The organism is Neorhizobium lilium, from assembly GCF_004053875.1.
GTDB lineage: Bacteria > Pseudomonadota > Alphaproteobacteria > Rhizobiales > Rhizobiaceae > Neorhizobium > Neorhizobium lilii.
The window spans coordinates 819,276-843,689 of the sequence record NZ_SBIP01000003.1; the positions used below are offsets into that span (position 1 = coordinate 819,276).

Sequence of the window (24,414 nt, forward strand, 5' to 3'; positions counted from 1 at the left end):
GGCGCTGCCGCACTCAAGCCCGGGCACGCTCGCCGATAAAAGTTTCGACGGCTTTAAGCTCCGGCTGCAAAGTGTCGAAGCGCTCCTCCCTTTGCATCAGATCAGCGAGCCATGATGGAAGCGCGGGATCAATTCCGCAAGCGGATTTTACGGCAGCCGGGAATTTGGCGGGGTGGGCGGTGGCAAGAGTCACCATCGGAGTAGGCGCCTTGCTGTTCCTGGCGGCAACGAAAACCGCAGTCGCGGTATGGGGATCGAGGAGGTAGCCGGTCGCTTCCAGCGTCTCGCGAATGGTTGCCGCCGCCTGGCGTTCGGTCGCCCTTCCCGCCTTGAATTCGCGGCGGATCGCCTTCAGTGCTTCAGGCGCGATCTCGAACGAACCGGACTGCTTGAGGCCCGCCATGGCGTTGCGCACGGCAGTGGAATCGCGGCCATGCGCTTCGAACAGCAGGCGCTCGAAATTGGACGAAATCTGGATATCCATCGACGGCGAGCTTGTCGCCTTGACGCCTCGCATCTCGTAGCGACCCGTCTTCAGCGCCCGCGCCAGGATGTCGTTGTCGTTCGTGGCGATCACCAGCCGGTCGATCGGCAGCCCCATCTTCTTGGCCACATAGCCTGCGAAGACATCGCCGAAATTGCCGGTCGGAACCGTGAAGGATATCTTCCGGTCCGGCCCGCCCAGCGAAAGCGACGCTGTGAAATAATAGACGACCTGAGCCATGATGCGGGCCCAGTTGATGGAGTTGACGCCGGAAAGCCTGACCCTTTCCCGGAAGGCGACGTCGTTGAACATCTCCTTCACCAGGTTCTGGCAGTCGTCGAAATTGCCTTCAATGGCGATCGCGTGGACATTGGCCTCCGACGAGCCGGTCATCTGCCGCTGCTGGACGGGCGAAACCTTGCCATGCGGGAAGAGAATGAAGATGTCGGTGCGGTCGCGCCCGGCAAAGGCGTCGATGGCAGCGCCGCCCGTATCGCCGGACGTCGCCCCGACGATTGTCGCGCGCTCACCCCGTTCGGCCAGCACATAATCCATCAGCCGCGCCAGCAGCTGCATCGCCACGTCCTTGAAGGCGAGCGTCGTGCCGTGGAAGAGTTCGAGGATGAAGTCGTTCGGGCCGGTCTGCACCAGGGGCACGATGGCGGGATGCCGGAATGTGGCATAGGCGTCGCCGATCATCGCATGCAGCTTGTCGTCGGGGATTTCGCCATCGACAAATCGCTTGATGATTTCGAAGGCCACGTCCGGATAGGCCTTGCCCCGTAGCGCCCGGATCTCCTTCTTCGTCAATACCGGCCATTCGCGCGGCACGTAAAGGCCGCCGTCACGAGCAAGTCCTGCGAGCAGAGCGTCGCGGAAGCCGAGAGCGGGTGCCTCGCCCCGGGTAGAAATGTAGTCCACGAGCTTCAATCCCCAATCGATTTTTGTTCGCGCCGCTGGTATAGACCATGAAAATCGGCGGTGAAAGAGTGAAAAAACACGCTTTTCGTCGCCTTTGAAACGGGACGGCAAAGGGTTGAGTATCGTGTCTGGAAAGAATTTACGCGGTTTTTTGACTGTATCGCTGGTTGCTCTCTTGAGCGCATGTAGCTCGAGCGGAGATGCACCAAATCCCTATGGCCGGTCCCACGGCTCCGGCCCCATCGATATGAGGCTCCCAGAGCGCGGGCCGGATCCGAATGCGACGCCGGTGGTGCAGGCCTATTGCCCGCAGGTCGTCATGCGCGACCAGGACGCCATCTACCGTTCCTATGCCAAGGGCGGGCAGGACAATGCCGATAAGCTGCTGTTCCAAGCTTCGCTCGCCGATGCGACGCGCCAATGCACCGCCAACGAAACGACGATGACCATCAATGTCGTTGCCCAGGGTCGTATCGTCGAAGGTCCGGCGGGTGCTCCGGGCAAAGCCACTCTGCCGGTCTTGGTCGAGGTGCTGGATGGCGACAAGGTGATCTATTCGCAGAAGGTGGCCTTCCCGGTCGAAATTCCAAGCGGCGGCACCCAGTTCATCTTCAACAAGCAGGACGTGCAGATCCCCAACGCTCAGGGCGGCGCATCGCGCTTCACCCGCGTCCGGCTCGGCTTCGACACCGGTCCGGTCAAGAAGCCGGCCAAGCGCGGCTGACATCGGTTTTGCGGGGGCCGGGCCAGTGCATCCAGCCCCCGCATTAAGTCCCCATTAACCATAATATCTTATGGCTTGAATGATCGCCAAGGCCAGGACGCCTGTGCGATTTCTTGCATGAGGTAGGGATGATGCGGACTGATGGGCTGGGCGCTCTGGCGAGGCGATTGCGGCTCTGTACGGCGCTGGTTTCGCTGACGATCTCCATGCCTCTTCCGGCTCTCGCACAATCGACCTGGACCGGCGCCGGCGGCAGTGATTTTTCCGATGGGGCGAACTGGAACACCGCGCCGGCAGCCCCTGGGGCAGGGGATGGCGCTGCCATCGCCTCCGGCACACCGATCGTCGGCAGCGATTCGGCCGTCGATACACTGGCCGTCTCCGGCGGTACGCTGAAGATCGAGGCGCAACTTGCCGCCCCGGGGGGGACGACGCTGTTCGACACGGGCCGGATCGAAGCCTCCGTCGGCGGCGAGCTGGTTTCCAACGTGACGATGACAGATGGCTATCTCGGCGTCTCCGGCACCTTGACCGGCGATCTGGACGCATCGGCCGGGACGATCATCAATGACGGACGGATCACCGGGGAAACCTTCATCGATGGCGCGACGCTCACCAATAACGGCACGCTGCGCGACTTGATCATCGCTTCCGGCGGCATCGCCACCAACAATGCAACCGGGACGGTGACCGGCGGCACTGCGGTTCGCGACGGCACGCTCACCAATAATGGCGCTCTGGGATCGGTAGAGGTTGGGAGCGCGGGGACGTTTACCGGCAATAGCGGCGGAAATGTCGGCGATCTGACGAATTCCGGCACGAGTTCGAATGCCGGCACCATCGCCTCCCTCGATAATCTGGCCGGCGGCAGTTTTACCAATAATTCGGGCGGCACGGTCACCGGAGCCACGGTCGTCACAGGCGGCAATGTGACGAACAACGCCACGCTTGGATCGGTTGATGTCGGCTCGGGTGGCATATTTAACAACAATACGGGCGCGGTCGCAGGTGCCGTCACCAATGCGGGCAATGCCTCCAATGCCGGCACGGTCTCTTCGCTGGTCAATACGGCCGGCAGCTTTACCAATAATTCCGGTGGCACTGTCACCGGCGCGACGGGAGTAACCGGCGGAACGCTGACCAATAACGGCGCGCTTGCCGCGGTCGATATCGCCTCCGGAGGCGCATTCACCAACAACACGGCAGCCAGTGCGGGGGCCGTCACCAATGCGGGTGATAGCACCAACGCCGGCGCCATCGGCTCGCTTACCAACGACGGCGGCACGTTCACCAACAATGCTGGCGGCAGCGTCTCCGGCGCGACGACCATTGCCGGCGGCAGTGTCACCAATAATTCGATATTCGATACCGTAGAGGTTCTTTCAGGCGGGACATTCGTCAACAACCTGGCCGGGACGACGGGTGCTTTCACCAATGCCGGCACGGCTTCGAACGGCGGAACGATAGCCTCGCTGCTGAATATCGACGGCACCTTCTTCAACAGCGGCACGATAACCGGCCTCGCAAGCGTGACGGGCGGAACCCTCGTCAATGACGGCACCATTTCCGGCGGCGTGGATGTCGACACCGGCGGGTTCCTCGCCGGATCCGGAAGCATCGGCGGACTGACCGTCTCGAATGGCGGTACGCTCTCTCCCGGACCGGGAATCGCGACACTGGCGATCGACGGCGATGTGACGTTCGAAACCGGATCGACCTATAGCGTCGATGTGGATGCCTCGGGGCTGTCCGATCTGGTAACCGTAAGCGGCACGACGACGATCAATGGCGGCACGCTGCAAATCCTGGCCGCCAGCGGCACGTACGGGCTGTCGACGCAGTACACCGTCCTGACGTCCGGCAGCCTTACCGGCAGGTTCGATGACGTGACGACGGACATGGCCTTCCTGTCGCCATACGTCACCTATGACGCCACCGGCGTCCTTCTGGCGCTCTATCGCAACGACGTCCAGTTCGCTGACGTGGCGGAAACGGCCAATGGCCGCGCGGTGGCCAACGCCATCAATTCCCTCGGTACGGCGGACCCGGTGTTTCTCGCCGTGCTGCCGCTGACGGCCGATGGCGCCAATTCGGCGTTCCGGCAGCTGAGCGGCGAAATCCACGCGTCGCTCAAGAGCCAGATGCTTGAGGACAGCCGCTTCGTGCGCAATGCCGTTCTGGACCGGATGAGTGGCGCTGTGCCGACGCGGCAGTCGGACATCGGCGACGCGACGTTCTGGATGACCGGTTTCGGCGCGGCAGGCCATACGGATGGCGACGGCAACGCCGCCGGTATCGACGGCCACACCGGCGGGGTGGTGGCGGGCGCCGATGTCGAAGCTTTCGACAACTGGCGGCTGGGCATGCTCGCAGGCTATAGCCATACGTCCGTCGGACGGGATGCCGACGCGGATTCCTACCATGTCGGCCTCTACGCCTCGGCCGATTGGGGAGACCTGACTTTTACGGGTGGCGCAATCCTGTCGCATAACGATATCTCGACCGATCGCAACGTCTCCGCAGGAAGCCTGACGGACCGCCTGAAATCGGACTACGACAGCGCGACAAGGCAGCTGTTTGCCGATCTGTCCTGGCGCATGCGGGCTGGCGGTATCGAGCTGCGCCCGTTTGCCAATCTCGCCTATGTCAACCTCGATACGGATGGCTTTGGCGAATCAGGCGGGTCTGCGGCACTCTCCGGACGCGGCGGTCATGATGACGTGACGATGACCACGTTTGGTCTGCGGTGGGCGGCGGACATGCCTGTCGATGACATGCCGGTTACCCTCTCCGGCATGCTCGGCTGGCGTCACGCGATGGGTGACCTGACGCCGTCGTCGCAGCTTGCCTTTGCCACAGGCAGCCCGTTCATGGTCGAAGGTGTGTCACTGGTGCGGGATGCGGCGGTCGTCGAGGCGGCTCTCACCGCGCCCTTGTCGAAGACGGCCAAGCTGAAGCTGACCTATGCGGGCGAATTCGCCCGCCGTCTGGTCAACCATTCCATCATGCTCAGCGTCAACGTCGACTTTTAGACAGCGCCGGCCCAGTCGCTGAGGGCGGCGATCACGGCCGGAAGGTCGATCATGCGCGAGATCACGGTTTCCGCGCCTGCATCCGTCAGCCGGTCCGCATGGCTGGGATAGGTGTGAGACGCTCCCGTGAAGCCCACGACCCGCATGCCGGCGGCGCGGGCGCCGTGGATGCCATGAACCGAATCTTCGATCACCAGGCACTTGGCCGGCGAAACCTTGAACTGCTCGGCTCCATGCAGGAAAATGTCCGGCTTCGGCTTGACGCGGTCCGGACCCAGATCCTTTGCCGAGAAGATATGCGGAGCGAAATAGGGCTTCAGCCCGACCTTCTCCAGCATCATGTCGAGCCGCGCGCTGCTGGAATTGGAGCAGATGCAATGCGGCGTGCTGATGCGCGAAAGCGCGAATTTGACGCCGTCGATGATCTTCACTTCGCGGGCGAGGCGGTCGTCGAGCAACTGCTCCGACTTATCGAGCAGGGTGGCCGACAAGGGAATGTCCGCCTCCTTCTCCACCTGCAGCAAAATGTTCTTCCAGGTCATGCCGGAGAAACGCTCGCCCATTTCTTCAACACTGATGGGATAGCCGGACTCGGTCAGAAGCTTGGATTCGACCTTTGCGGCGATGATTTCGGAATCGACGAGAACGCCGTCGCAATCGAAGATGATGAGGTCGAAACCGCTCATGATGAAGTGCCTTGTTTGGAAGAGTGCGCGGCCTTCTATACCAGCGCCAGCTGAAGCTCAACCAATTCGAAGATGTGACTGGCGTAAATGGAGCGGCAGGCCACCCTAAATCGGGAAAAGGGAAAGAAACTGCCGTTCGCCTTCCGGCGTGAAGACAACCGCCCGGCTTTCGTCGCCGCGCCGCGCCCAACCCTTTTCCATGAAATGCTGGAGCAGCGCCTTGCCGAGCGTTCCGGCCAGGTGCGAGCGCCGCTCGCTCCAGTCGAGGCAGGACTTGCAGAGCGGCCGGCGGTTGGAGGCAGGCGGCGAAAGATCAAGGCCGAGGCCTGCAAGCTCGCTATGACCCTGCGCGGTCACGCTGAGGTTTTCGCCATCGCTGGTGATCGCGCCACGCGCCACGAAACTGTCCAGCATCCGCACGCCGTAATCGCCCGCCAGATGATCGTAACAGACACGCGCCTTGCGCAGCGCCGGGTCTTTCGGTCCGGGCCGGTGGCGCAGATGGCCGCGGCTGGCGGCAAAGCCCATGATGCTTTCCAGCAGCGTCCCCGCTGCGGCATCGGCCAGCGCGAAATAACGGTGCCGTCCCTGCTTGCGCTGGGCGATCAGCCCGCCATCCTCCAGCTTGGACAGGTGCGAACTCGCCGTCTGCACCGTGACACCGGCCGCCTGCGCCAGTTCCGTCGCCGTCAGCGCCTGGCCGCCCATCAGCGCGGTCAGCATATTGGCGCGGGCCGGATCGCCGATCAGCATTCCGATGCGTGCTATGTCCGGGCCTTCTTTCATGGATCACCTTCCGTCGTTCATACTTCGATCGTAGCCGAAGCATTGTCGTTCCGCAACATGGCAGAACAAGCTCGTCGCCATAAGCATGACGAGGAGAAGACGACCATGATCACCTGCTTTATCCGCTACGAACTCGATCCCTTCAAGAAGGAGCAGTTCGCCGATTATGCCCGCAACTGGGGCCAGGCGATCCCGCGCTGCGGTGCCGATCTGGTCGGCTATTTCGGTCCCCATGAAGGCTCGGCCACCACTGCCTACGGCGTCTACACGATCGAAAGCCTTGCCGCCTACGAGGCCTATCGCGCGCGTCTCACCGCCGATCCGCTCGGCCGCCACAACTATGAGCTCGCCGCCCGTGAACGCTTCATCCTCAAGGAAGATCGGATCTTTCTGAAGAACCTGTCGCTGCCGCATGCTGCTCTGGTGATGCCATGATCGCCGTCATCTTCGAAGTCATACCCTATATGGGCGAGCGGCACCGCTATCTGGATCTCGCCGGAGACCTGCGCTCCGAACTGGAAACCATGGACGGGTTCATCTCCATCGAGCGTTTCGAGAGCCTCACCATGCGCGGCAAGCTCCTGTCCCTATCCTTCTGGCGGGATGAGGAGGCGGTACGCCAATGGCGCAATCTTGAGGCCCATCGCGCCGCCCAAAGGGCAGGGCGCAACGGCATCTTCGCCGATTATCGCCTGCGCATCGGCCATGTGCTGCGGGACTACGGCATGTTCGAGCGGGAGGAGGTTCCGAAAGATAGCCGGGAGGTGCATGCGGCACAGGGATGAAGGTTTTTTGTGATCCTCAACTGGAGAGGTTGTAGCGTGCCTCCGCCAGATCGATCTCGCGCACCAGCCGGCGGATGATCTCGTCCGACACCACGCGCGTCCGTCCGAGCCGGAAGAATTCGTCCCGTTCCGCGCGAAGCGCCGCCAGCCGCAGGCGACGATCGACATCGGCCATCATCCGGGCGGTTTCAGCGTCATCGCCGGTCTTGGAGCCTTCTATACGCCGGCGGTAGAGCTCCATCAGCCTTGCGCCCACGTCGGAATAGATGTCGGCATCCGTCCGCCCTTGCCCAAGCGCATGCTGGTGCTTCTCGATGGCGCGGATGGCGGCCTCGGCGGCAGCGATGCGGGCAATATCCTCCTCCTGGCGAGCGCTGGGTTCCGGCGGCAGTTCCAGGTTGTGGAGCAGGAACGGCAGGCTGATGCTGGCCGCAATGAGCGAGAAGACGATGACGCCGGCTGCCAGGAAGATTGCAAGATCGCGGGCAGGGAAAGGCGTTCCGTCGTTCATGGCGAGCGGCAGGGTCAGGATGCCGGCAAGCGTGATGGCGCCGCGCACACCGGCAAGCGAAGTCGCGGCAAGCAGCCGCCAGTGCGGCTTGTACATCGTACGCCCCTGCCGCGCCGCTCGAAACAGCGTGAACCGGAGCGATACCCAAACCCAGGCGAAGCGCAGCAGCCCCAGCGCGATGTTGATGGCCAGCACATAGCCCAGCAACCAGGCCGGGTGCATGTGGCCGGTCTCGGTCACCACCTTGGCGGCGCCCGAGATGATTTTCGGCAGTTGCTCCCCGAACAGCACGAAAATGATCCCGTTCAGCGCAAATTGCATCGTGTCCCATACCGCGCCGCGTCTCACCCTTGTCACGCCCAGCGCCTGGCCTGTCTGTTCGGCGTAGCTCATGGCGATCCCGGCGGCGACGGCTGCAAGAATGCCCGAGCAATGAAAGTGTTCGGCGAGCAGGTAGGCTCCAAAGGGGATGAGCAGGCTGATCAGGATCTGCGAGCCGGGCTCCTCGCCGAGCTTGTGCGAGACGTAGTCCTTCACCTTCGTCACGACCAAAGTGACGCCAGCACCAATGGCGATGCCGCCGATCGCCAGCCACAGAAACGTGCCAAAGGCGGAGGTAAGCGAGAAGACGCCCGTCAATGCGGCGGCGACGGCAAGCTGCATGCACACAAGCCCCGACGCATCGTTGAGCAGCGATTCGCCTTCCAGAATGTGCATCAGCCGTTTGGGGATGGGCACCCGTGCCGCGATCGCCGAAACGGCGATCGGATCCGTGGGCGAGACGATTGCTGCCAGCGCAAAGGCGACAGGTAGCGGCATGCTCGGAATCATCCATTTGATGAGCACACCCACTCCCAGCACGGTAAGGACCACGAGGCCGAGCGCGAGTTCGAGGATCACGGCCCTGTCCCGGAACAGGCCCTCCTTCGGAATCCGCCATCCGTCGAGAAAAAGCAGCGGCGGCAGAAACAACAGGAAAAACACTTCGGGCTGCAGCTCGACACCGGCTCCGAACACCGTCGCGATCAGCACGCCGAGTGCGATCTGGATGAGCGGTAGCGGGATCGCCACTGGAGAGAGCCGCGACAGCGTGCCGCTGAGGACAACCGCTACCAGGAGGATCAAGGCAATGCCGACACTTTCCATCACGACCTCATCGGAGTTTGCGGTTTTGCACGGGGCCGCACTGCTTCGGTTATTGGCAAATTTGACCTGAATGAGTCCAGTCGACCTTACCGCGCTTGCTTAAGGAAAATGATGCCTCCCGTTCCCAAATGAAATTATTGTCGAAAATTACGCAATGTCTTCAAGCTTTGGTAACCAACATGAGTAACCATAACAGCCAGTAAATTCGTGTGTGTATAGCGTAGCGAGTGACCGATGGCAGCAGTTCTTCCGCTGGCCGACCTGAAGCGTCAGGTGGGGCCGGGCAATTGGATAAACAGCATTATCAAGGGCGATTGTGTGGCGGCCCTCGAGGCCCTTCCGGATCATTCCGTCGATGCCATCTTCGCCGATCCGCCGTATAACCTGCAGCTTGGCGGCGCCCTGCACCGGCCTGATCAGTCACTGGTCGACGCCGTCGATGACGACTGGGACCAGTTCGCTTCCTTCGAAGCCTACGACATCTTCACCCGCGCCTGGCTACTTGCCTGCCGGCGGGTATTGAAGCCGACCGGCACGATATGGGTCATCGGCTCCTACCACAATATCTTCCGCGTTGGCGCCATCATGCAGGACCTCAACTTCTGGCTCCTCAACGATATCGTCTGGCGCAAGACCAACCCCATGCCGAACTTCAAGGGCCGTCGCTTCCAGAACGCCCATGAGACCATGATCTGGGCGAGCCGCGATGCCAAGGGCAAGGGCTATACCTTCAACTACGATGCGCTGAAGGCATCCAATGACGACGTCCAGATGCGCTCCGACTGGCTGTTTCCCATCTGCTCGGGCGGCGAACGGCTGAAAGGCGAGGACGGCAAGAAGGTTCATCCGACCCAGAAGCCGGAAGCGCTGATGGCGCGCGTCATCATGGCCTCCACCAGGCCTGGCGACGTGATCCTCGACCCCTTCTTCGGCTCCGGCACCACCGGCGCGGTCGCCAAACGCCTGGGGCGCAATTTCGTCGGCATCGAGCGGGAGCAGGATTATATCGACGCTGCCTCGGCCCGCATCGGCGCCGTCGAACCTCTCGGCAAGGCGGAACTGACGGTCATGACCGGCAAGAAGGCCGAGCCGCGCGTCGCCTTCAACACCTTGATCGAGGCAGGGCTTCTGAAGCCCGGCCAGGTCCTGAGCGACGTAAAGCGCCGACACAGCGCCATCATTCGTGCCGATGGTACGCTCGCAGCCAATGGCGATGCCGGCTCCATCCACCGCCTGGGCGCCAAGGTCCAGGGGCTCGACGCCTGCAACGGCTGGACCTTCTGGCATTTTCAGGAAGGCGAGGCCTTGCGCCCGATCGATGACCTGCGCGCCATCATCCGAACTGATCTGGCAAAACTCAGCTGATCCACCAGTCCGCCAGATGCAGCATTCCTTGTCCGGTTATATACCTCCAAAACCTATCGACATTCAGGATGAGGATAATTGACGCCCGGAGCGATGAGCTTCGGGCGTCATTCGTTTCAGCATCCCGAGATGAGGCACAATTCCGTTTGACAACCTGATGCAACTGCATTGAATAATCGAGGTTGCTGGAAGATGTGTTCCCGCTACCGAGATTAAGAGCGCCGACCCTTTGGCTGGGAGGCTCTTATCCGATGTCGAGGTTGGATGGCCGCACAACTGAACGCATCTAGGAATTGCGGCGCCTGTTCCGGGGCGCGCCCATGAAGCTGGACGCCCGGCTCGCGCGCACCATCCCGGCTCGACTGAAAAAATTCACTCCGCATTGGTCGGAATTGGACGAAACCCGGCACCAGGTCTGCGGCAAGGCGGTCATTTTGGTCGAATTGGTTGGAGGACGGGAGAAGGCCGCCGCTCTCCTCGATGTTTCCGACAACACGATAGACAACCACCGCAAAGGTATCGGCGATGTCAGCCATACCGCCTTTCGGCAGCTGACGGAAAAGGCCGGGTTGCCACAAGCCTGTCTTTATTTCCGGTGGAGCGTGGAAAACGGCGAGCTGTTGTTTGCGGACGGCCAAGGCAATGTTTACCGCGATCCGGCGGAACTGGATAGGCCGCAAGCCCAAGCCCCCAAAGACGAGCCAACGCTCGTCTATGTCCGCGATCGTGAGACGCCCCTGCGCCCTGCCGGACTGGCGGAAGAGGATGATTTTATCCATCTGTCGGTGCCATTGGATTATCTTGGCCGGCTGCAGGTGGACCCGCGCGACCTGCTTGCCATGGTCGCCACCGACCACGGCATGGCGCCCGAGGTCGAGGAAGAAGCGCTCCTTTTGGTTGATACCGCGGACAGGGAGCTTTCCGATGGATGCCTCTACGTCCTCAATGCCGGCAACGGCGCCATCATCCGGCGCGTCCGCCATCTGCCAAAAGGCAGTTTAGAACTCCTGAGCGGGGACAGCGAACGCTATCCTCCGCAAAGGATCAAGAAAACCGCTATCCCCGGCCTCGGCGTGGTCGGGCGGCTGCGTTCCCATAGCAGGGGCGTGTAGGCGACGAGGGCGGCGGTGTCTTCAGACCTCGATGCCGAAGCCGTCAAGGTCCTTGCGCAACGTCGCCGGATCGATGAACTGCACCGAATGCCAGCCGGCTGCCTGGGCGCCTTTCACATTGTCGGCGTTGTCGTCGATGAAGATCGTTGCAGAGGGTTCGAGGCCGAAATCCCGCGCATGCTTTTCGTAGATCGCAACATCCGGCTTGATCAGGCGGATTTCGCCAGACACCGTGACGCCGCGCGGCTTGTCGAGGAAGGGAAAGAGCTTCCTCGCATCCACGAACGTATCTGCAGCGAAATTGGTCAGCATGGTCACGTCGCGGCCCTGCGCAATCAGGCCTTCCATGATGGCAACGCTCTCCTCGTAAGCATGCGGCACCATTTCATGCCAGTGCTTGCGAAAGGCGCGGATCTGCTCCTCGCGTTCCGGATATTGCGCGATCAGCAGCGCTTCCGCCTCGGGCCATTCGCGACCCCGGTCCTGTTCCAGGTTCCAGTCATGGGTGCAGACATTGTGGAAGAACCAGTTGCGTTCTTCTTCGTCCGGAATGATCCGGCTGAAGGGAATGTGAGGATCGTAATGGATCAGCACTTTTCCGATGTCGAAGACAATGTGGTCGATCTTGGCAGCCATGACGGGTCCTGATGAGAGGTGCTTGGGGTCAGTTCGGATTCTTGGCGAAGGCAAGCGGAAGTGCCTGGGTGATGACTTTTTTCATGACCGTCGGCAAGGCCTGGGCCTCGAGATTTTCCACCGGCTCCCACCAGCCATCCGCCGGGCTCTTCTCCGTCCTCGCCCGAAAAACCGCAAGCCGCAGTTCGAAATGGGTGAAAACATGGATGATGGTGCCGCAGGGCTCCCACGCCGCCTCGAAGGGTGCGTGTTCGGCCGTGTCGCCGCCATCGATCCGCGCGGTCCAGGCTGTGGTCGGCACCTCGGTCATGCCGCCGAGCAGGCCCGTCTCGACGCGCCGCCGCAATAGCACCTCGCCCTCCGGCGTCACGGCCACGAAGGCCGCCCCCAGCCGCACCGGCCTGTCCTTCTTCTTAGCCTTCACCGGAAACCGCTCCGGATCGTGCTCGGCAAAGGCCAGACAGTCCTCCCGCAACGGACAAAGCGCGCAGGCCGGCCGCTTCGGCGTGCAGATCGTCGCGCCGAGATCCATCATCGCCTGAGCGAAATCCCCCGGACGATCGGCGGGCGTCAGTAACGCCACCTTCGCCTTCATCGTCGGCTTGGAACCCGGCAGCGGCGAATCGATCGCGTAGAGGCGGGAAATCACCCGCTCCACATTGCCGTCCATCACCGCCGCCTGCCGGTTGAAGGCAATGGCCGCCACGGCCGCCGACGTATAGTCGCCGATGCCAGGCAGGGAACGCAAACCATCCTCCGTGTCCGGAAAGACGCCGCCATGCAGCGTCGCCACGGCATCCGCGCATTTCTTGAGGTTGCGGGCACGCGCGTAATATCCGAGCCCCGCCCAGGCGGCCATGACATCCTCGACCGGCCCGGCGGCAAGCTCTCCGACGGTCGGCCAGAGCGTCAGGAACTTGGCGAAATAGGGCTTCACCGCCTGCACGGTCGTCTGCTGCAGCATCACTTCCGACAGCCAGATATGGTAGGGGTCGGCACGCTTTCCGGCCTTCGCAGCCGCCGGGCTCACCCTCCAGGGCAGCTCGCGGTGATGCCGGTCGTACCAGGCGAGCAGGTGTTCCGCCAGGTTGCGGGAAGGCGGTTGAGAGAGCGTCTGCAGCATGATTTCCGTTTATGCGTGAGATGACCTATATCTGGACGAACAACGTGCCGGTATCAAGAACGGCTCATTCAAATGCAGCAGGCATAATGGCTTATCCCAGAAAAGGCGCGCGTCAGATCGCTGAAGTGGCGAATGGCATTATCGACCCGGTGCTGGCGCGTCGCGCAGGTATTTCGACCGCGCTGCTCGGCTCCTGGGACGAGATCGCCGGCGCGGATTTTGCTGATTGCACCCGCCCGGAAAAGATCACCTGGCCGCGCAACGATTCCTATAATCCTGGGGGGCACCAGCCGGGCGTGCTGACCGTCGCCTGCGAAGGAGCAAGAGCCCTCTTCCTCACCCATGCACAGGGAGAGTTGATTGCGCGCATCAACGGCTTCTTCGGCTTTCCGGCCGTCCGCCAGATCCGCATCGTCCAGAAACCTGTGTCGCAAACCTTCAAGCATCCAAGAAAGCCGCCGCCCCTGAAGGGCGAGGCTGCGAAGCGACTGGAAGGGATGATGGAGGGTATCGAAAGCGAGGCTTTGAAAAAAGCAGTGGCAAGGCTCGGCACGGCGGTGCTGCAGCAGAAGCGGAAGTAAAGTCGCCTTTCGCCCCTTCATTTCGTCACAATTCTTTGAAGAGATTTGCATATCGACCGCTTGTCGGGGTTGAGACGCCGCGATACGGAATGTCCAACCTTATTCAGTTTTCTCGCACACGGGTGTTTCATGCAGCTGAACGATATGACGATGACCAGGCGCGCTCTTCTCGGCGGCGTTGCCGTAACGGCGCTTTGCCTGGCCCTGCCGCTCGGCATCACCGATGCCATGGCGCAGGAACAGCCGCCGGAATCCCAGGGCGATGTGGACATGGCCGCGGCACTGAAGCCCGGCTCTTTGCCGGAGATGGCGCTCGGCGACGAGAAGGCCAAGGTCACGATCATCGAATACATGTCGATGACCTGCCCGCACTGCGCGCACTTCCACACCACCACTTTCGACACCATCAAGACAAAATACGTGGACACCGGCAAGGTGCGCTTCATCCTGCGCGAATTCCCGTTCGATCCGGTTGCGACGGCGGCTTTCATGCTCGCCCGCTGCAACCCGCAGGACCCGAAGACCATGGCGACGTCGGCGCAATACTTCGCCATGGTCTCCATGCTGTTCAAGCAGCAGCGCTCCTGGGCATCCCCGCAGGACGGAAATGTGCGCGGCGCACTGCTCCAGACGGTCAAACTGGCCGGTTACTCACAGGAGAGTTTCGAAGCCTGCTTGACGAACCAGAAGCTTCTCGATGATGTAAATGCGGTCGTGAAGCGGGCTACGAGCGAATTCGGCGTCAATTCCACGCCGACCTTCCTGATCAACGGCAAGAAATATTCCGGGGACATGTCTGTTGACGCCATGTCGAAGCTTATCGACGGACTTCTCTAACCTTCTCCGGTCTTACCTTGAGGGGAGGCCGGCATGAAGTTCAACAAGCTGCGCCTTGTCGGCTTCAAGTCCTTCGTCGAGCCGACGGAATTCATCATCGAGCGCGGGCTGACCGGCGTGGTCGGCCCCAATGGCTGCGGCAAGTCGAACCTTGTCGAAGCGCTGCGCTGGGTGATGGGAGAAAATTCCTACAAGAACATGCGCGCCTCCGGCATGGACGACGTCATCTTCTCCGGTTCCGGTAACCGCCCGGCGCGCAACACCGCTGAAGTCGGCCTCTATCTCGATAATTCCGACCGCACCGCGCCCGCCGCCTTCAACGACGCAGACGAAATCCAGGTCAGCCGCCGTATCGAGCGCGAATCCGGTTCCGTCTACCGCATCAACGGCAAGGAGGCGCGCGCCAAGGACGTGCAACTTCTGTTCGCGGATGCCTCCACCGGCGCCCGCTCTCCCTCCATGGTCGGTCAGGGCCGTATCGGCGAACTGATCAATGCCAAGCCGCAGGCGCGCCGCCAGCTTCTGGAGGAGGCCGCCGGTATTTCCGGCCTGCATTCGCGCCGCCACGAGGCGGAGCTTCGCCTGCGGGCCGCCGAAACCAATCTGGAGCGGCTGGAGGATGTGGTTGCTCAGCTGGAAAGCCAGATCGAAAGCCTGAAGAGACAGGCCCGCCAGGCCAACCGCTTCAAGATGCTGTCGGCCGATATCCGGGCGCGCGAGGCCATGCTCCTCCACATCCGCTGGGTCCAGGCCCGGGATGCGGAAACGGAAGCGCAGACGGCGCTCAACCAGGCCACCATGGTGGTTGCCGAAAAGGCGCAGGCGCAGATGCAGGCGGCCAAGGATCAGGCCATTGCGAGCCTCAAACTTCCCGAGCTTCGGGAAGAGGAGGCGCGGGCGGGCGCTGTCCTGCAGCGGCTGCAGATCGCCCGCGGTCAGCTGGAAGAGGAAATGGGCCGCCTCCTGAAGCGGCGCGACGAGCTCACGCGACGCCTGGTTCAATTGAGTGAAGACATCCGCCGCGAGGAGCAGCTGGCGGCGGACAATACCGCCTTCCTCGATCGTCTGGCTCAGGAAGAGGCCGAACTGAACGACATGCTGGCCGATGCCGGGTCGGAGGCCGACGAAATGCGCGAGGCTTTCGAGGCGGCAGCACTCGCGCTGTCAGATAGCGAGAAATTGTTTGCCGCCCTGACCGCCGAGCGAGCCGAAGCCGCAGCCGGCCGAACCCAGCTGGAGCGCGTGATCCGCGATCTCGGCGACCGCCGCGAGCGGCTCGACCGTCAGCTGTCGGACGCCTCGGCGGAATTCGACGGTATCAGTGAACGCCTCGATCTGATGGACGATCCGGCAGAAAAACGCGAGGCGGTCGAGGCCGCGGAGGTCGCTGTCGAAGATGCGGCAATCGCTGTCGAAGATGTAGAGGAAGCACTTGCCTCCGCCCGCGCAGCCGAACTTGCGGCCCGCGGACCGGTGGAAGAAGCGCGCTCGGCGCTGAACGCGCTCGAAACCGAGGCGCGCACCATTTCGCGCATGCTGGCCGCCGGCGCCGTTTCCGGGGCCTATCCTCCGGTTGCCGACATGATCCGCGTCGATCGCGGCTATGAAACAGCACTGGGTGCAGCCCTTGGCGACGATCTGGAAACCCCGGTCGATCCCGCGGCGCCCGCTCACTGGGCGCTGAACGGCGATGGATCGAGCGATCCCGATCTTCCCGATGGCGTGCAGCCGCTGGCGACCCGCGTCACCGCCCCACCGGAGCTTCGCCGCAGGCTGCGGCAGATCGGTGTGGTGGAGGCTGGCGAAGCGAAGGCCCTGATGCCGCAGCTCCTGCCCGGCCAGCGGCTGGTGACCCGCGAAGGCGCGGTCTATCGCTGGGATGGGCACATTGCCGGTTCGGAAGCGCCGGGGGCCGCCGCCTTGCGGCTGTCCCAGAAGAACCGCCTCTCCGAACTCGAAGGCGAGATCGACGAAGCGCGCATCGCCGTCTCCGAGGCCGAGGCCGGGCTTGCGCAGGCGCTGGGCGCGGTGGCAGCGCAGGACAAGCGGCTGGCCGACGCACGCGAGCGCAGCCGCTTCGCGGCCCGCCAGCTGACCGAAGCGCGCGATGCTCTTGCCGCAGCCGAGCGGGCGGCCAGCGACCTGATGCGCCGCCGCGACGTGGTGGCCGAGGCCGTCAGCCAGCTCCAGGGTCAGATCGAGGATCTCGGCCTGCAGGAGGAGAACGCCCGCGCCGAGCTGGAGGATGCTCCGGATCTCTCCGATATCGACAACCGTCTGCGCGACCAGCAGTCGGTGGTGGCGACGGATCGCGGTTTTCTGGCCGAGGCGCGCGCCCGTTACGAAGGTCTCAGCCGCGAGACGGAAGCGCGCAAGCGCCGCCTGTCCGCGATTGCGCAGGAGCGGTCCGCCTGGAACGCCCGCGCCAAAAGCGCTGCCGATCAGATCGGCAGTCTGAGGGAGCGCGAGGAAGAGGCGAGGGAGGAAATCGCCGATCTTGAAATCGCGCCGGAGGAATTTGACGACAGGCGTCGTAGTCTGATGACCGAGTTGCAGAAGGCGGAGGAGGCCCGACGCGCCGCGGGAGACAGGTTGGCGGAAGCCGAAACGCGCCAGCGGGAGGCCGATCGGATTGCGACGACCGCATTGGCCGAGCTCGCCGACGTGCGGGAAAAACGCGGACGCGCTGAAGAGCGCTTGGTATCGGCCGCCGAGAAGCGGAACGAGAGCGAATTGCGCATCCGCGAGGCTCTCCATGTGGCCTCTCACGAAGTGGCGCGGCTGGCGGGAATCGCCCCCGGCGCCGCACTTGCCGACATGCGCGAGATCGAGCGCGACGTGGATCGGTTGAAGATGGAGCGCGAGCGCCTGGGCGGTGTCAACCTGCGGGCTGAAGAAGAGCAGAAGGAGCTTTCCGACAAGCTTGGTGCCCTGATCCGCGACAGGGACGACGTGATCGACGCGATCCGCAAGCTGCGCGGCGCGATCCAGAGCCTCAACCGCGAGGGCCGCGAACGCCTGCTTGCCGCCTTCGATGTGGTGAATACGCAATTCAGGCGCCTCTTTACCCATCTCTTTGGCGGCGGAACGGCGGATTTGCAGCTGATCGAATCCGACGATCCGCTGGAAGCAGGGCTGGAAATCCTCGCCCGTCCGCCGGGTAAGAAGCCGCAGACCATGACGCTGCTGTCGGGCGGCGAGCAGGCGCTGACGGCCATGGCATTGATCTTTGCTGTCTTTCTCACCAATCCGGCACCAATTTGCGTGCTGGACGAGGTGGATGCACCGCTGGACGATCACAATGTCGAGCGCTACTGCAACCTGATGGACGAGATGGCGGCGTCCACGGAAACCCGCTTCGTCATCATCACCCACAACCCCATCACCATGGCCCGGATGAACCGGCTGTTCGGGGTGACGATGGCCGAGCAGGGCGTCTCTCAGCTCGTATCCGTGGATCTGCAGGCGGCAGAACTGCTGCGCGAAGTCGGCTGATTACGACCGAATATTTCACCACGGATACGTCAAACGACGCAGATCTAAACAAACCTTACGCCTAGGGGCTGTTCAGTTGCTTAGTAATATTGCAGTATGGGTATAAGACGTGTGGTGCTCCGGTGCCTCTACCGCTTCCGGTTGATCCATTTTGATGAGACCCCCCGTGCAGGTTTCCTGTCCTGCGCGGAAAGCTTTGCGGGGCCGCCCGTGATCCGGCCCCGCAAAGCTTTGCTCCGTTGCCTCGCTAAGGGTGAGGACTTAATCATCTTGTTGAAATGGTGTGAGGCGATCCGGGTGAGATACGAGGCGAAAAACGCAGGCGATGCTTGACGCATCGACGAGGCTTTTCAACGACGTAGCTCGCCGGAGCGCCCACATCCAAGGGACGCGCGGACGGCTGCGATCTGCTTTGTCGAAGCGCTTGAATGGGTCTGGAACCCATCCGTGCACGCTTCTCCTCGCATATCATTGCTGTTCCCGCGCCATTTCCACAACATGATTGAGTCCTAACCCTATTGCTGCAGCGCAACATAATCCTGCCTTCTTACGTTTTCAGATTGCCCGATAGGCGGTAAAGGCCAATAGTGGACTGCATTGGGTGGAGAGCAGGCATGGGGGAATGGGTCTACCGTTTCGGCGGTGGCAAGGCGGAAGGGGGAGCGGCAGATGTCGAACGCCTGGGAGGAAAGGGCGCCCATCTTGCGGAAATGGCGAGTCTCGGCCTGCCGGTTCCGCCGGGGCTAACGATCGTCTGCGACGCCTGCACGCATTATTTCAACAGCGGGCGCAGCCTGCCGGAAGGCCTCAAGCAGGAAGTGCTCGATGGCATAACGGCCATGGAAGAGCTTACCGGCCGCGTCTACGGAGACACGGCCCGGCCCCTGCTTTTATCGGTGCGGTCGGGTGCGCGTGCATCCATGCCTGGCATGATGGACACGGTGCTCAATCTTGGCCTCAACGACGAGACTGTCCGGACGCTGGCGGTGGATTCGGAAGATCCCCGGTTCGCCTGGGACAGCTATCGCCGCTTCATCCAGATGTATGGCTGCGTCGTCATGGGCCTCGACCATGAGGTCTTCGAAGAAATTCTGGAAGACGAAAAGGCCAAGGCGGGCCATGAATACGATACGGATCTCTGCGCCGCGGAATGGCAGGAGGTCGTGCAGCTCTATAAACATGTCATCGAAGAGGAACTGGGGGAGATCTTCCCGCAGGACCCGCATCTTCAGCTCTGGAAGGCCATTGGCGCGGTCTTTGCAAGCTGGATGAACCCGCGCGCTGCGACATTCCGCATGCTCCACCGTATCCCGGAGGAATGGGGAACGGCGGTCAGTGTTCAGGCCATGGTGTTTGGCAATCTCGGCTCTTCCTCGGCGACCGGCGTCGCCTTTACGCGCAACCCCTCCACGGGTGAAAATGCGCTCTACGGCGAATTCCTGGTCAACGCCCAAGGGGAAGATGTCGTGGCGGGCATTCGCACGCCGCAGTCGATCACGGAGGAAGGGCGGCTCGCATCGGGCTCCGAAAAGCCCTCCATGGAAAAGCTGATGCCGCAGGTGTTCGCGGAGTTCCGGGCGATCTGTACCCGGCTGGAAGCGCATTACCGCGACATGCAGGACGTCGAATTCACCATCGAGCGCGGCAAGCTCTGGATGCTGCAGACCCGCTCCGGCAAGCGGACCACCAAGGCCGGCATGAAGATCGCCGTCGATATGGTGGAAGAGGGACTGATTACCAAGGAGCAAGCGGTCTGCCGGATCGAACCGCCCTCGCTCGATCAGCTCCTGCACCCGACGATAGATCCGCGCGTCGAGCGGCATGTGTTGGGCTCCGGCCTGCCTGCCTCGCCGGGGGCCGCGACCGGCGAGATCGTCTTCACGGCGGAAGAGGCCGTTCACGCGGAGGAGGAGGGCCGCAAGGTCATCCTGGTCCGGATCGAGACAAGCCCGGAAGACATTCACGGCATGAATGCCGCGGAAGCCATCCTCACCACCCGCGGCGGCATGACCAGCCATGCCGCCGTAGTTGCACGCGGCATGGGCATTCCCTGCGTCGTCGGCGCCGGCTCGATGCGTGTCGATCTGCGCAACGAAACCCTGATCGGCGTGGGCGGCGTGACGCTGCATCGGGGCGAGGTGATCACCATCGATGGATCGAGCGGTCAGGTTCTGCGCGGCGCCGTTCCCATGATCCAGCCTGCGCTCTCCGGCGACTTCGCCAAGCTGATGGCTTGGGCCGACGAGACGCGCCGCATGGCGGTGCGCACCAATGCCGATACGCCCCAGGATGCTCGTGCGGCTCGTGATTTCGGAGCTGAAGGCATCGGCCTTTGCCGCACCGAACACATGTTCTTCGAGGGTGAGCGCATCCATGCCATGCGTGAAATGATTCTCGCGGAAGACGAGAAGGGGCGGCGGGCGGCGCTTGCCAAGCTCCTGCCTTACCAGCGGTCCGACTTCACCGAACTGTTCTCCATCATGCACGGGCTGCCGGTGACGATCCGTCTTCTCGATCCTCCACTGCATGAGTTCCTGCCCAAGACCGAGGCCGAAATCGAGGATGTGGCGCGGGCCATGAACATGCCGCCTGCGTTTCTCGCACGCCGCATAGATGCGCTGCACGAGTTCAATCCCATGCTTGGCCTGCGCGGCTGCCGGCTGGCGATCTCCTATCCGGAAATCGCGGAAATGCAGGCGCGGGCGATCTTCGAGGCGGCCGTCGCCGCCGCGAAGAGGACGGGAGAGGCCGTGGAACTGGAAATCCTCGTGCCGCTGGTCAGCCTGCGGGCTGAACTGGACTATGTGAAGGGCGTGATTGACCGGGTCGCAGCCGAGGTGGGGGCCGAAAACGGCAGCCCGATCGCCTATCTCGCCGGCACCATGATCGAACTGCCGCGCGCAGCATTGCGCGCCCATGTCATTGCCGAGACCGCGGAATTCTTCTCCTTCGGCACCAACGACCTGACGCAGACCACTTTCGGGATTTCACGCGACGATGCCGCCGCCTTCATCCCCACCTACCAGAGAAAAGGGATCATCGAGCATGACCCCTTCATCTCTCTCGATTTCGACGGGGTGGGAGAGCTCATCCAGATCGCTGCCGAACGGGGTCGCCGCTCGCGCAGCGATCTGAAGCTCGGCATATGCGGGGAACATGGCGGCGATCCGGACTCCATCCGCTTCTGCGAGAATGTGGGCCTGGATTACGTGTCCTGCTCGCCCTTCCGCGTACCGATCGCACGCCTTGCGGCAGCCCAGGCCGCCATCGAGCGACAGGGAAAGCGCAGTGTGTCAAGCTAAGTCACAAGTGGTCCGGCCATTTGCGGGCGGCGTGGAAGATAGCGAGAACCTCTATCCTCTCCCGCATGCGATAGAAGGCAATGTAGGGCGTGCCGTTTATGGTCAATCTTCTCGTGTCTCCATCCGCAGAGATGCGTCCAATTTTCGGATGCCAAGCCAGCAGAGACCGACTCGACGATCCGTCGGATGACGTTCTCTGCAGCCTTGGGATTATCAAGAGCAATATAGGAACCTATCTCGTCGAGATCTTGCAGCGCTTCGTCCAGCCAGACGAGTTCATCCATTGGGGATGAATTTGCGGATCACAGCCCGCACGGTTTCCGCCGATGAAAAATGTCCTTCGTCGGCCCGCTTCCGTCGCTCGGCCAGCTTAGCGACCTGCCATGCGTGCAAGTCATCATCCGCCGCCAGGGGTGATGCTGAAATGGCATCTTCAGGGGAGGTTGGCTTGCCTAGGTTGTTCATGAAGCCATTATTGCAGAGCAAGGCCTCTTTTGAAAGCGGATACAGGTTCATTATGTGACGCGATGGCTTTTCACATTCCCAACCTTCGAGAGACGAAATGACCGACATCACCGTCTTGACCGTTCCTGTCTTCAGTACCCTTTGCAATGAAGGCTTTCGGCTGCGTCGCGAAGTTTTCATCGTGGAGCAGAAAGTGCCGCCGGACGAGGAATTCGACGCCGACGACCTTACCGCTGCCCATTCCGTGGCAATCATCCATGGCCATGTCTGCGGCACGCTGCGGGTCATCGAAGCGCTGGACTACATGAAGATCGGCCGCGTCGTTACCGGCATGCCCTGGCGCGGCATGGGCGTCGCGAGCGCCATGCTCCGACATGCGATAGAGGCACACCGCGAGAGACGCGAGGGCAGATTCCACCTGGCGGCGCAGAGCGACAAGATGGCGCTCTACGCCCGCTTCGGTTTCAAGCCCTATGGCGACGAGTTCCTGGATGTCGGCATTCCTCACGTCAACATGAAGAACTTCTGAGCATCTGGATTGCTCCGCCGTGGGCAGGCGGAACGATTTATTTTACCGCTGCCGTCTGCTGCCCTGCGGTCACCCGCCAGACCGTATTGCCGACATCGTCGGCGATCAGCAGCGCTCCGGTCTTGTCGATGGCGACGCCGACCGGGCGTCCGCGCGCCGCTTCGTTCCCGTCGAGGAAGCCGGTCACTACGTCTTCCGCCTTGCCCTCGGGCTTGCCGTCCTTGAATGGGACGAACACGACCTTGTAGCCGTTGAACTTGTCGCGGTCCCAGCTGCCGTGCTCGCCCACGAACGCGCCGCCCTTATACTTGGCCGGCAGGCTTTCGCCTGTGTTGAAGGCCATGCCGAGCGGCGCCACGTGCGAACTCAGTGCGTAATCCGGAACAATGGCTTTCGCCACAAGGTCCGGCCGCTGCGGCTGGACGCGCGGATCGATATGCTGGCCGTAATAGCTGTAGGGCCAGCCGTAGAAGCCGCCATCTTTCACGGAGGTCATGTAGTCCGGAACGAGGTCCGGCCCAAGCTCGTCGCGTTCGTTGACGACGGCCCAGAGCGCTCCGGTCGTCGGTTCGAAGGACAGGCCGTTGGGATTGCGCAACCCGTCGGCAAAGATCCGCCACCGGCCGTTGGCACGGTCCACTTCCCAGATCGCGGCGCGGTTCTTCTCCGCCTGCATGCCGTTTTCGGTGATATTGCTGTTGGAGCCGACGCCAACATAGAGCAGCGACCCATCCGGGCTGGCGACAAGGCTTTTCGTCCAGTGGTGATCGATCGGCCCGCCCGGAAGCTCGGTCAGCGGCTTGCCGGGGTCGGTGATCTTCGTGTCGCCGTCCTTGTACGGGTAGTGCATCAGCGAATCGGTATTGGCGACATAGAGGTCGCTGCCGACCAGCGCCACGCCGAACGGCGAACTCAGATGCTCCAGGAAGACGCTGCGGGTTTCCGGTTTGCCGTCGCCGTCGGCATCGCGCAGCAGCGTGATGCGATTGCTCTTGCTGCTGTCGCCGCCGCCGGTCGCCATGCCCATCACCAGGCCCATGACCACTTCCTTCGGCCGCTTGACGGGCTCGACCCCTGGCCCTTGCGATTCCACCACTAGAACATCGCCGTTCGGCAGAACGTAAATGGAGCGCGGGTGCTCAAGCCCGGTCGCCAGCGCTTCGACCTTGAGGCCGGGCGCAACGGTTGGCTTTTCGCCTTCCTTCCAGCCGACGACCTTGGCGATCTTCATGGGCGGAAAGAGATATTGCTGCGGCTCGGGAAGCACGGGATTGGGTCCGACCTGGCTCATCGGGTCGAAATCCTCGGCGGCAAGCACCGGCAGCGCGGCTGCGGAGGACAGGAGAAGAGCGGCAAGCCCGCTCAGGCCGGCGCGAATTGGGGAAAATGTCATTCTGCTACTCCTACCCGATGACGGTAAACCATGGACCACCCCATCCAGCCGGTGAACAGCAGGATCAAAACAGTGAGCGCCGAAAGTGCCAGCCCCCAGGGTACGACCGAGGTCCAGGCATCGCGTGTGTGGATGAACATGTTGATGGTGCCGATGACCAGCACCAGGACATTGCCGATCAGATGCGGCCAGGCGGGCGGCGTGCTGCGGATCCGGCGGTCGCCGATGAAATCGATGAGCCCTGCAATGGCGGCCAAGATGCCGAGCACCACACCGGCGCTGACGAGCCAGGAGGAGAAGTTGGCCCACATCATCTCGGCCGTTCGCCAATAGGCGATGTCGGTCAGCAGGGTGCCGACGAAACAGGCGATGGGAAATGGCACCAGCATGGGATGGATCGGATGCCTGGCGATCCGGGCGGTGGACTGGGGAGAAAGATTGGCCATGGGGATATCCTTGAAGACAGCAGCTCCGTAACCCCCCGAAGGAGCAGAAGTTCCG

20 protein-coding genes and 1 pseudogene are annotated in these 24,414 nt (G+C 62.4%); 11 read left to right on the forward strand and 10 right to left on the reverse strand.

The window, feature by feature from the left end; all coding sequences use genetic code 11:
* Window positions 1–13: 13 nt before the first annotated feature.
* Window positions 14–1,414, reverse strand: a complete 1,401-nt coding sequence (thrC, locus tag EPK99_RS16465) for a threonine synthase (RefSeq protein ID WP_128444146.1) — start codon at window positions 1,412–1,414, stop codon at window positions 14–16.
* A 238-nt stretch (window positions 1,415–1,652) separates the two neighbouring features.
* Between thrC and EPK99_RS16470 the strand changes: the two genes are divergently transcribed.
* Together EPK99_RS16470 and EPK99_RS16475 are read left to right on the forward strand one after the other, a co-directional pair.
* Entirely contained in the window at window positions 1,653–2,129 is a 477-nt protein-coding gene (locus tag EPK99_RS16470; RefSeq protein ID WP_245582444.1) for a PilZ domain-containing protein, read from the forward strand.
* A gap of 128 nt (window positions 2,130–2,257) precedes the next feature.
* Window positions 2,258–5,161, forward strand: coding sequence for an autotransporter outer membrane beta-barrel domain-containing protein (locus EPK99_RS16475; RefSeq protein WP_245582445.1), 2,904 nt, complete (start codon window positions 2,258–2,260; stop codon window positions 5,159–5,161).
* Here the strand turns inward: EPK99_RS16475 and EPK99_RS16480 are convergent.
* Together EPK99_RS16480 and EPK99_RS16485 are read right to left on the reverse strand one after the other, a co-directional pair.
* The gene (locus EPK99_RS16480) at window positions 5,158–5,847 is read right to left on the reverse strand and encodes an HAD family hydrolase (protein ID WP_128444147.1); all 690 of its coding nucleotides are present in this window, start codon (window positions 5,845–5,847) and stop codon (window positions 5,158–5,160) included. The genes EPK99_RS16475 and EPK99_RS16480 overlap by 4 nt on opposite strands.
* A 105-nt stretch (window positions 5,848–5,952) precedes the next feature.
* A complete protein-coding gene (locus EPK99_RS16485) occupies window positions 5,953–6,633 on the reverse strand; it encodes an ArsR/SmtB family transcription factor (protein WP_128444148.1) in 681 nt (226 codons plus the stop codon).
* Window positions 6,634–6,738: 105 nt separating this feature from the next.
* On the opposite strand from EPK99_RS16485, the gene EPK99_RS16490 reads away from it, so the two are divergent.
* A complete protein-coding gene (locus EPK99_RS16490; RefSeq protein WP_128444149.1) occupies window positions 6,739–7,068 on the forward strand; it encodes an NIPSNAP family protein in 330 nt (109 codons plus the stop codon).
* Complete coding sequence (locus EPK99_RS16495; protein ID WP_128444150.1) at window positions 7,065–7,418, forward strand: antibiotic biosynthesis monooxygenase family protein; 354 nt, start codon at window positions 7,065–7,067, stop codon at window positions 7,416–7,418. Before EPK99_RS16490 ends, EPK99_RS16495 begins: the two co-directional genes overlap by 4 nt.
* Window positions 7,419–7,434: 16 nt before the next feature.
* On the opposite strand, the gene EPK99_RS16500 is transcribed toward EPK99_RS16495, so the two are convergent.
* Entirely contained in the window at window positions 7,435–9,075 is a 1,641-nt protein-coding gene (locus EPK99_RS16500) for a Na+/H+ antiporter (protein WP_128444151.1), read from the reverse strand.
* 234 nt (window positions 9,076–9,309) lie between these two features.
* Between EPK99_RS16500 and EPK99_RS16505 the strand changes: the two genes are divergently transcribed.
* Window positions 9,310–10,440: a site-specific DNA-methyltransferase gene (locus tag EPK99_RS16505; protein ID WP_128444152.1), complete on the forward strand. Its 1,131-nt coding sequence runs from the start codon at window positions 9,310–9,312 to the stop codon at window positions 10,438–10,440.
* A 320-nt stretch (window positions 10,441–10,760) separates the two neighbouring features.
* Window positions 10,761–11,552 carry a S24 family peptidase gene (locus EPK99_RS16510; protein ID WP_128444153.1) on the forward strand — a complete coding sequence of 264 codons (792 nt, stop codon included), beginning with the start codon at window positions 10,761–10,763 and terminating at the stop codon, window positions 11,550–11,552.
* A gap of 21 nt (window positions 11,553–11,573) precedes the next feature.
* Here the strand turns inward: EPK99_RS16510 and EPK99_RS16515 are convergent, their stop codons facing one another.
* Together EPK99_RS16515 and mutY are read right to left on the reverse strand one after the other, a co-directional pair.
* Window positions 11,574–12,188, reverse strand: a complete 615-nt coding sequence (locus EPK99_RS16515) for an HAD family hydrolase (protein ID WP_128444154.1) — start codon at window positions 12,186–12,188, stop codon at window positions 11,574–11,576.
* A gap of 28 nt (window positions 12,189–12,216) precedes the next feature.
* Complete coding sequence (mutY, locus tag EPK99_RS16520; protein WP_425374212.1) at window positions 12,217–13,314, reverse strand: A/G-specific adenine glycosylase; 1,098 nt, start codon at window positions 13,312–13,314, stop codon at window positions 12,217–12,219.
* Between the two features lie 83 nt (window positions 13,315–13,397).
* Between mutY and EPK99_RS16525 the strand changes: the two genes are divergently transcribed.
* The 4 genes from EPK99_RS16525 (at window position 13,398) to ppdK (ending at window position 21,526) form a co-directional block, all read left to right on the forward strand.
* Window positions 13,398–13,892: a DUF721 domain-containing protein gene (locus EPK99_RS16525; RefSeq protein ID WP_128444156.1), complete on the forward strand. Its 495-nt coding sequence runs from the start codon at window positions 13,398–13,400 to the stop codon at window positions 13,890–13,892.
* Window positions 13,893–14,021: 129 nt separating this feature from the next.
* On the forward strand, window positions 14,022–14,729 hold the full coding sequence (locus EPK99_RS16530; protein ID WP_128444157.1) for a DsbA family protein: 708 nt from the start codon (window positions 14,022–14,024) through the stop codon (window positions 14,727–14,729).
* Window positions 14,730–14,762: 33 nt separating this feature from the next.
* Window positions 14,763–18,224, forward strand: coding sequence for a chromosome segregation SMC family protein (locus tag EPK99_RS16535; RefSeq protein WP_128444158.1), 3,462 nt, complete (start codon window positions 14,763–14,765; stop codon window positions 18,222–18,224).
* A 614-nt stretch (window positions 18,225–18,838) separates the two neighbouring features.
* Complete coding sequence (gene ppdK / locus EPK99_RS16540; protein WP_128444159.1) at window positions 18,839–21,526, forward strand: pyruvate, phosphate dikinase; 2,688 nt, start codon at window positions 18,839–18,841, stop codon at window positions 21,524–21,526.
* A gap of 1 nt (window position 21,527) precedes the next feature.
* On the opposite strand, the pseudogene EPK99_RS25990 reads toward ppdK, so the two are convergent.
* Together EPK99_RS25990 and EPK99_RS16550 are read right to left on the reverse strand one after the other, a co-directional pair.
* A pseudogene (locus tag EPK99_RS25990) lies at window positions 21,528–21,810 on the reverse strand (type II toxin-antitoxin system RelE/ParE family toxin).
* On the reverse strand, window positions 21,803–22,099 hold the full coding sequence (locus tag EPK99_RS16550) for a hypothetical protein (RefSeq protein ID WP_128444161.1): 297 nt from the start codon (window positions 22,097–22,099) through the stop codon (window positions 21,803–21,805). The pseudogene EPK99_RS25990 and the gene EPK99_RS16550 overlap by 8 nt, the downstream one beginning before the upstream one ends.
* On the opposite strand from EPK99_RS16550, the gene EPK99_RS16555 reads away from it, so the two are divergent.
* A complete protein-coding gene (locus EPK99_RS16555; protein ID WP_128444162.1) occupies window positions 22,089–22,520 on the forward strand; it encodes a GNAT family N-acetyltransferase in 432 nt (143 codons plus the stop codon). The two genes, EPK99_RS16550 and EPK99_RS16555, sit on opposite strands and share 11 nt — an antisense overlap.
* A gap of 37 nt (window positions 22,521–22,557) precedes the next feature.
* Here EPK99_RS16555 and EPK99_RS16560 read toward each other — a convergent pair whose 3' ends face one another.
* Both EPK99_RS16560 and EPK99_RS16565 read right to left on the reverse strand, forming a co-directional pair.
* Window positions 22,558–23,913, reverse strand: coding sequence for a PQQ-dependent sugar dehydrogenase (locus EPK99_RS16560; RefSeq protein ID WP_128444163.1), 1,356 nt, complete (start codon window positions 23,911–23,913; stop codon window positions 22,558–22,560).
* Window positions 23,910–24,359, reverse strand: coding sequence for a DUF2231 domain-containing protein (locus EPK99_RS16565; RefSeq protein WP_128444164.1), 450 nt, complete (start codon window positions 24,357–24,359; stop codon window positions 23,910–23,912). The genes EPK99_RS16560 and EPK99_RS16565 overlap by 4 nt, the downstream gene beginning before the upstream one ends.
* Window positions 24,360–24,414: the final 55 nt, after the last annotated feature.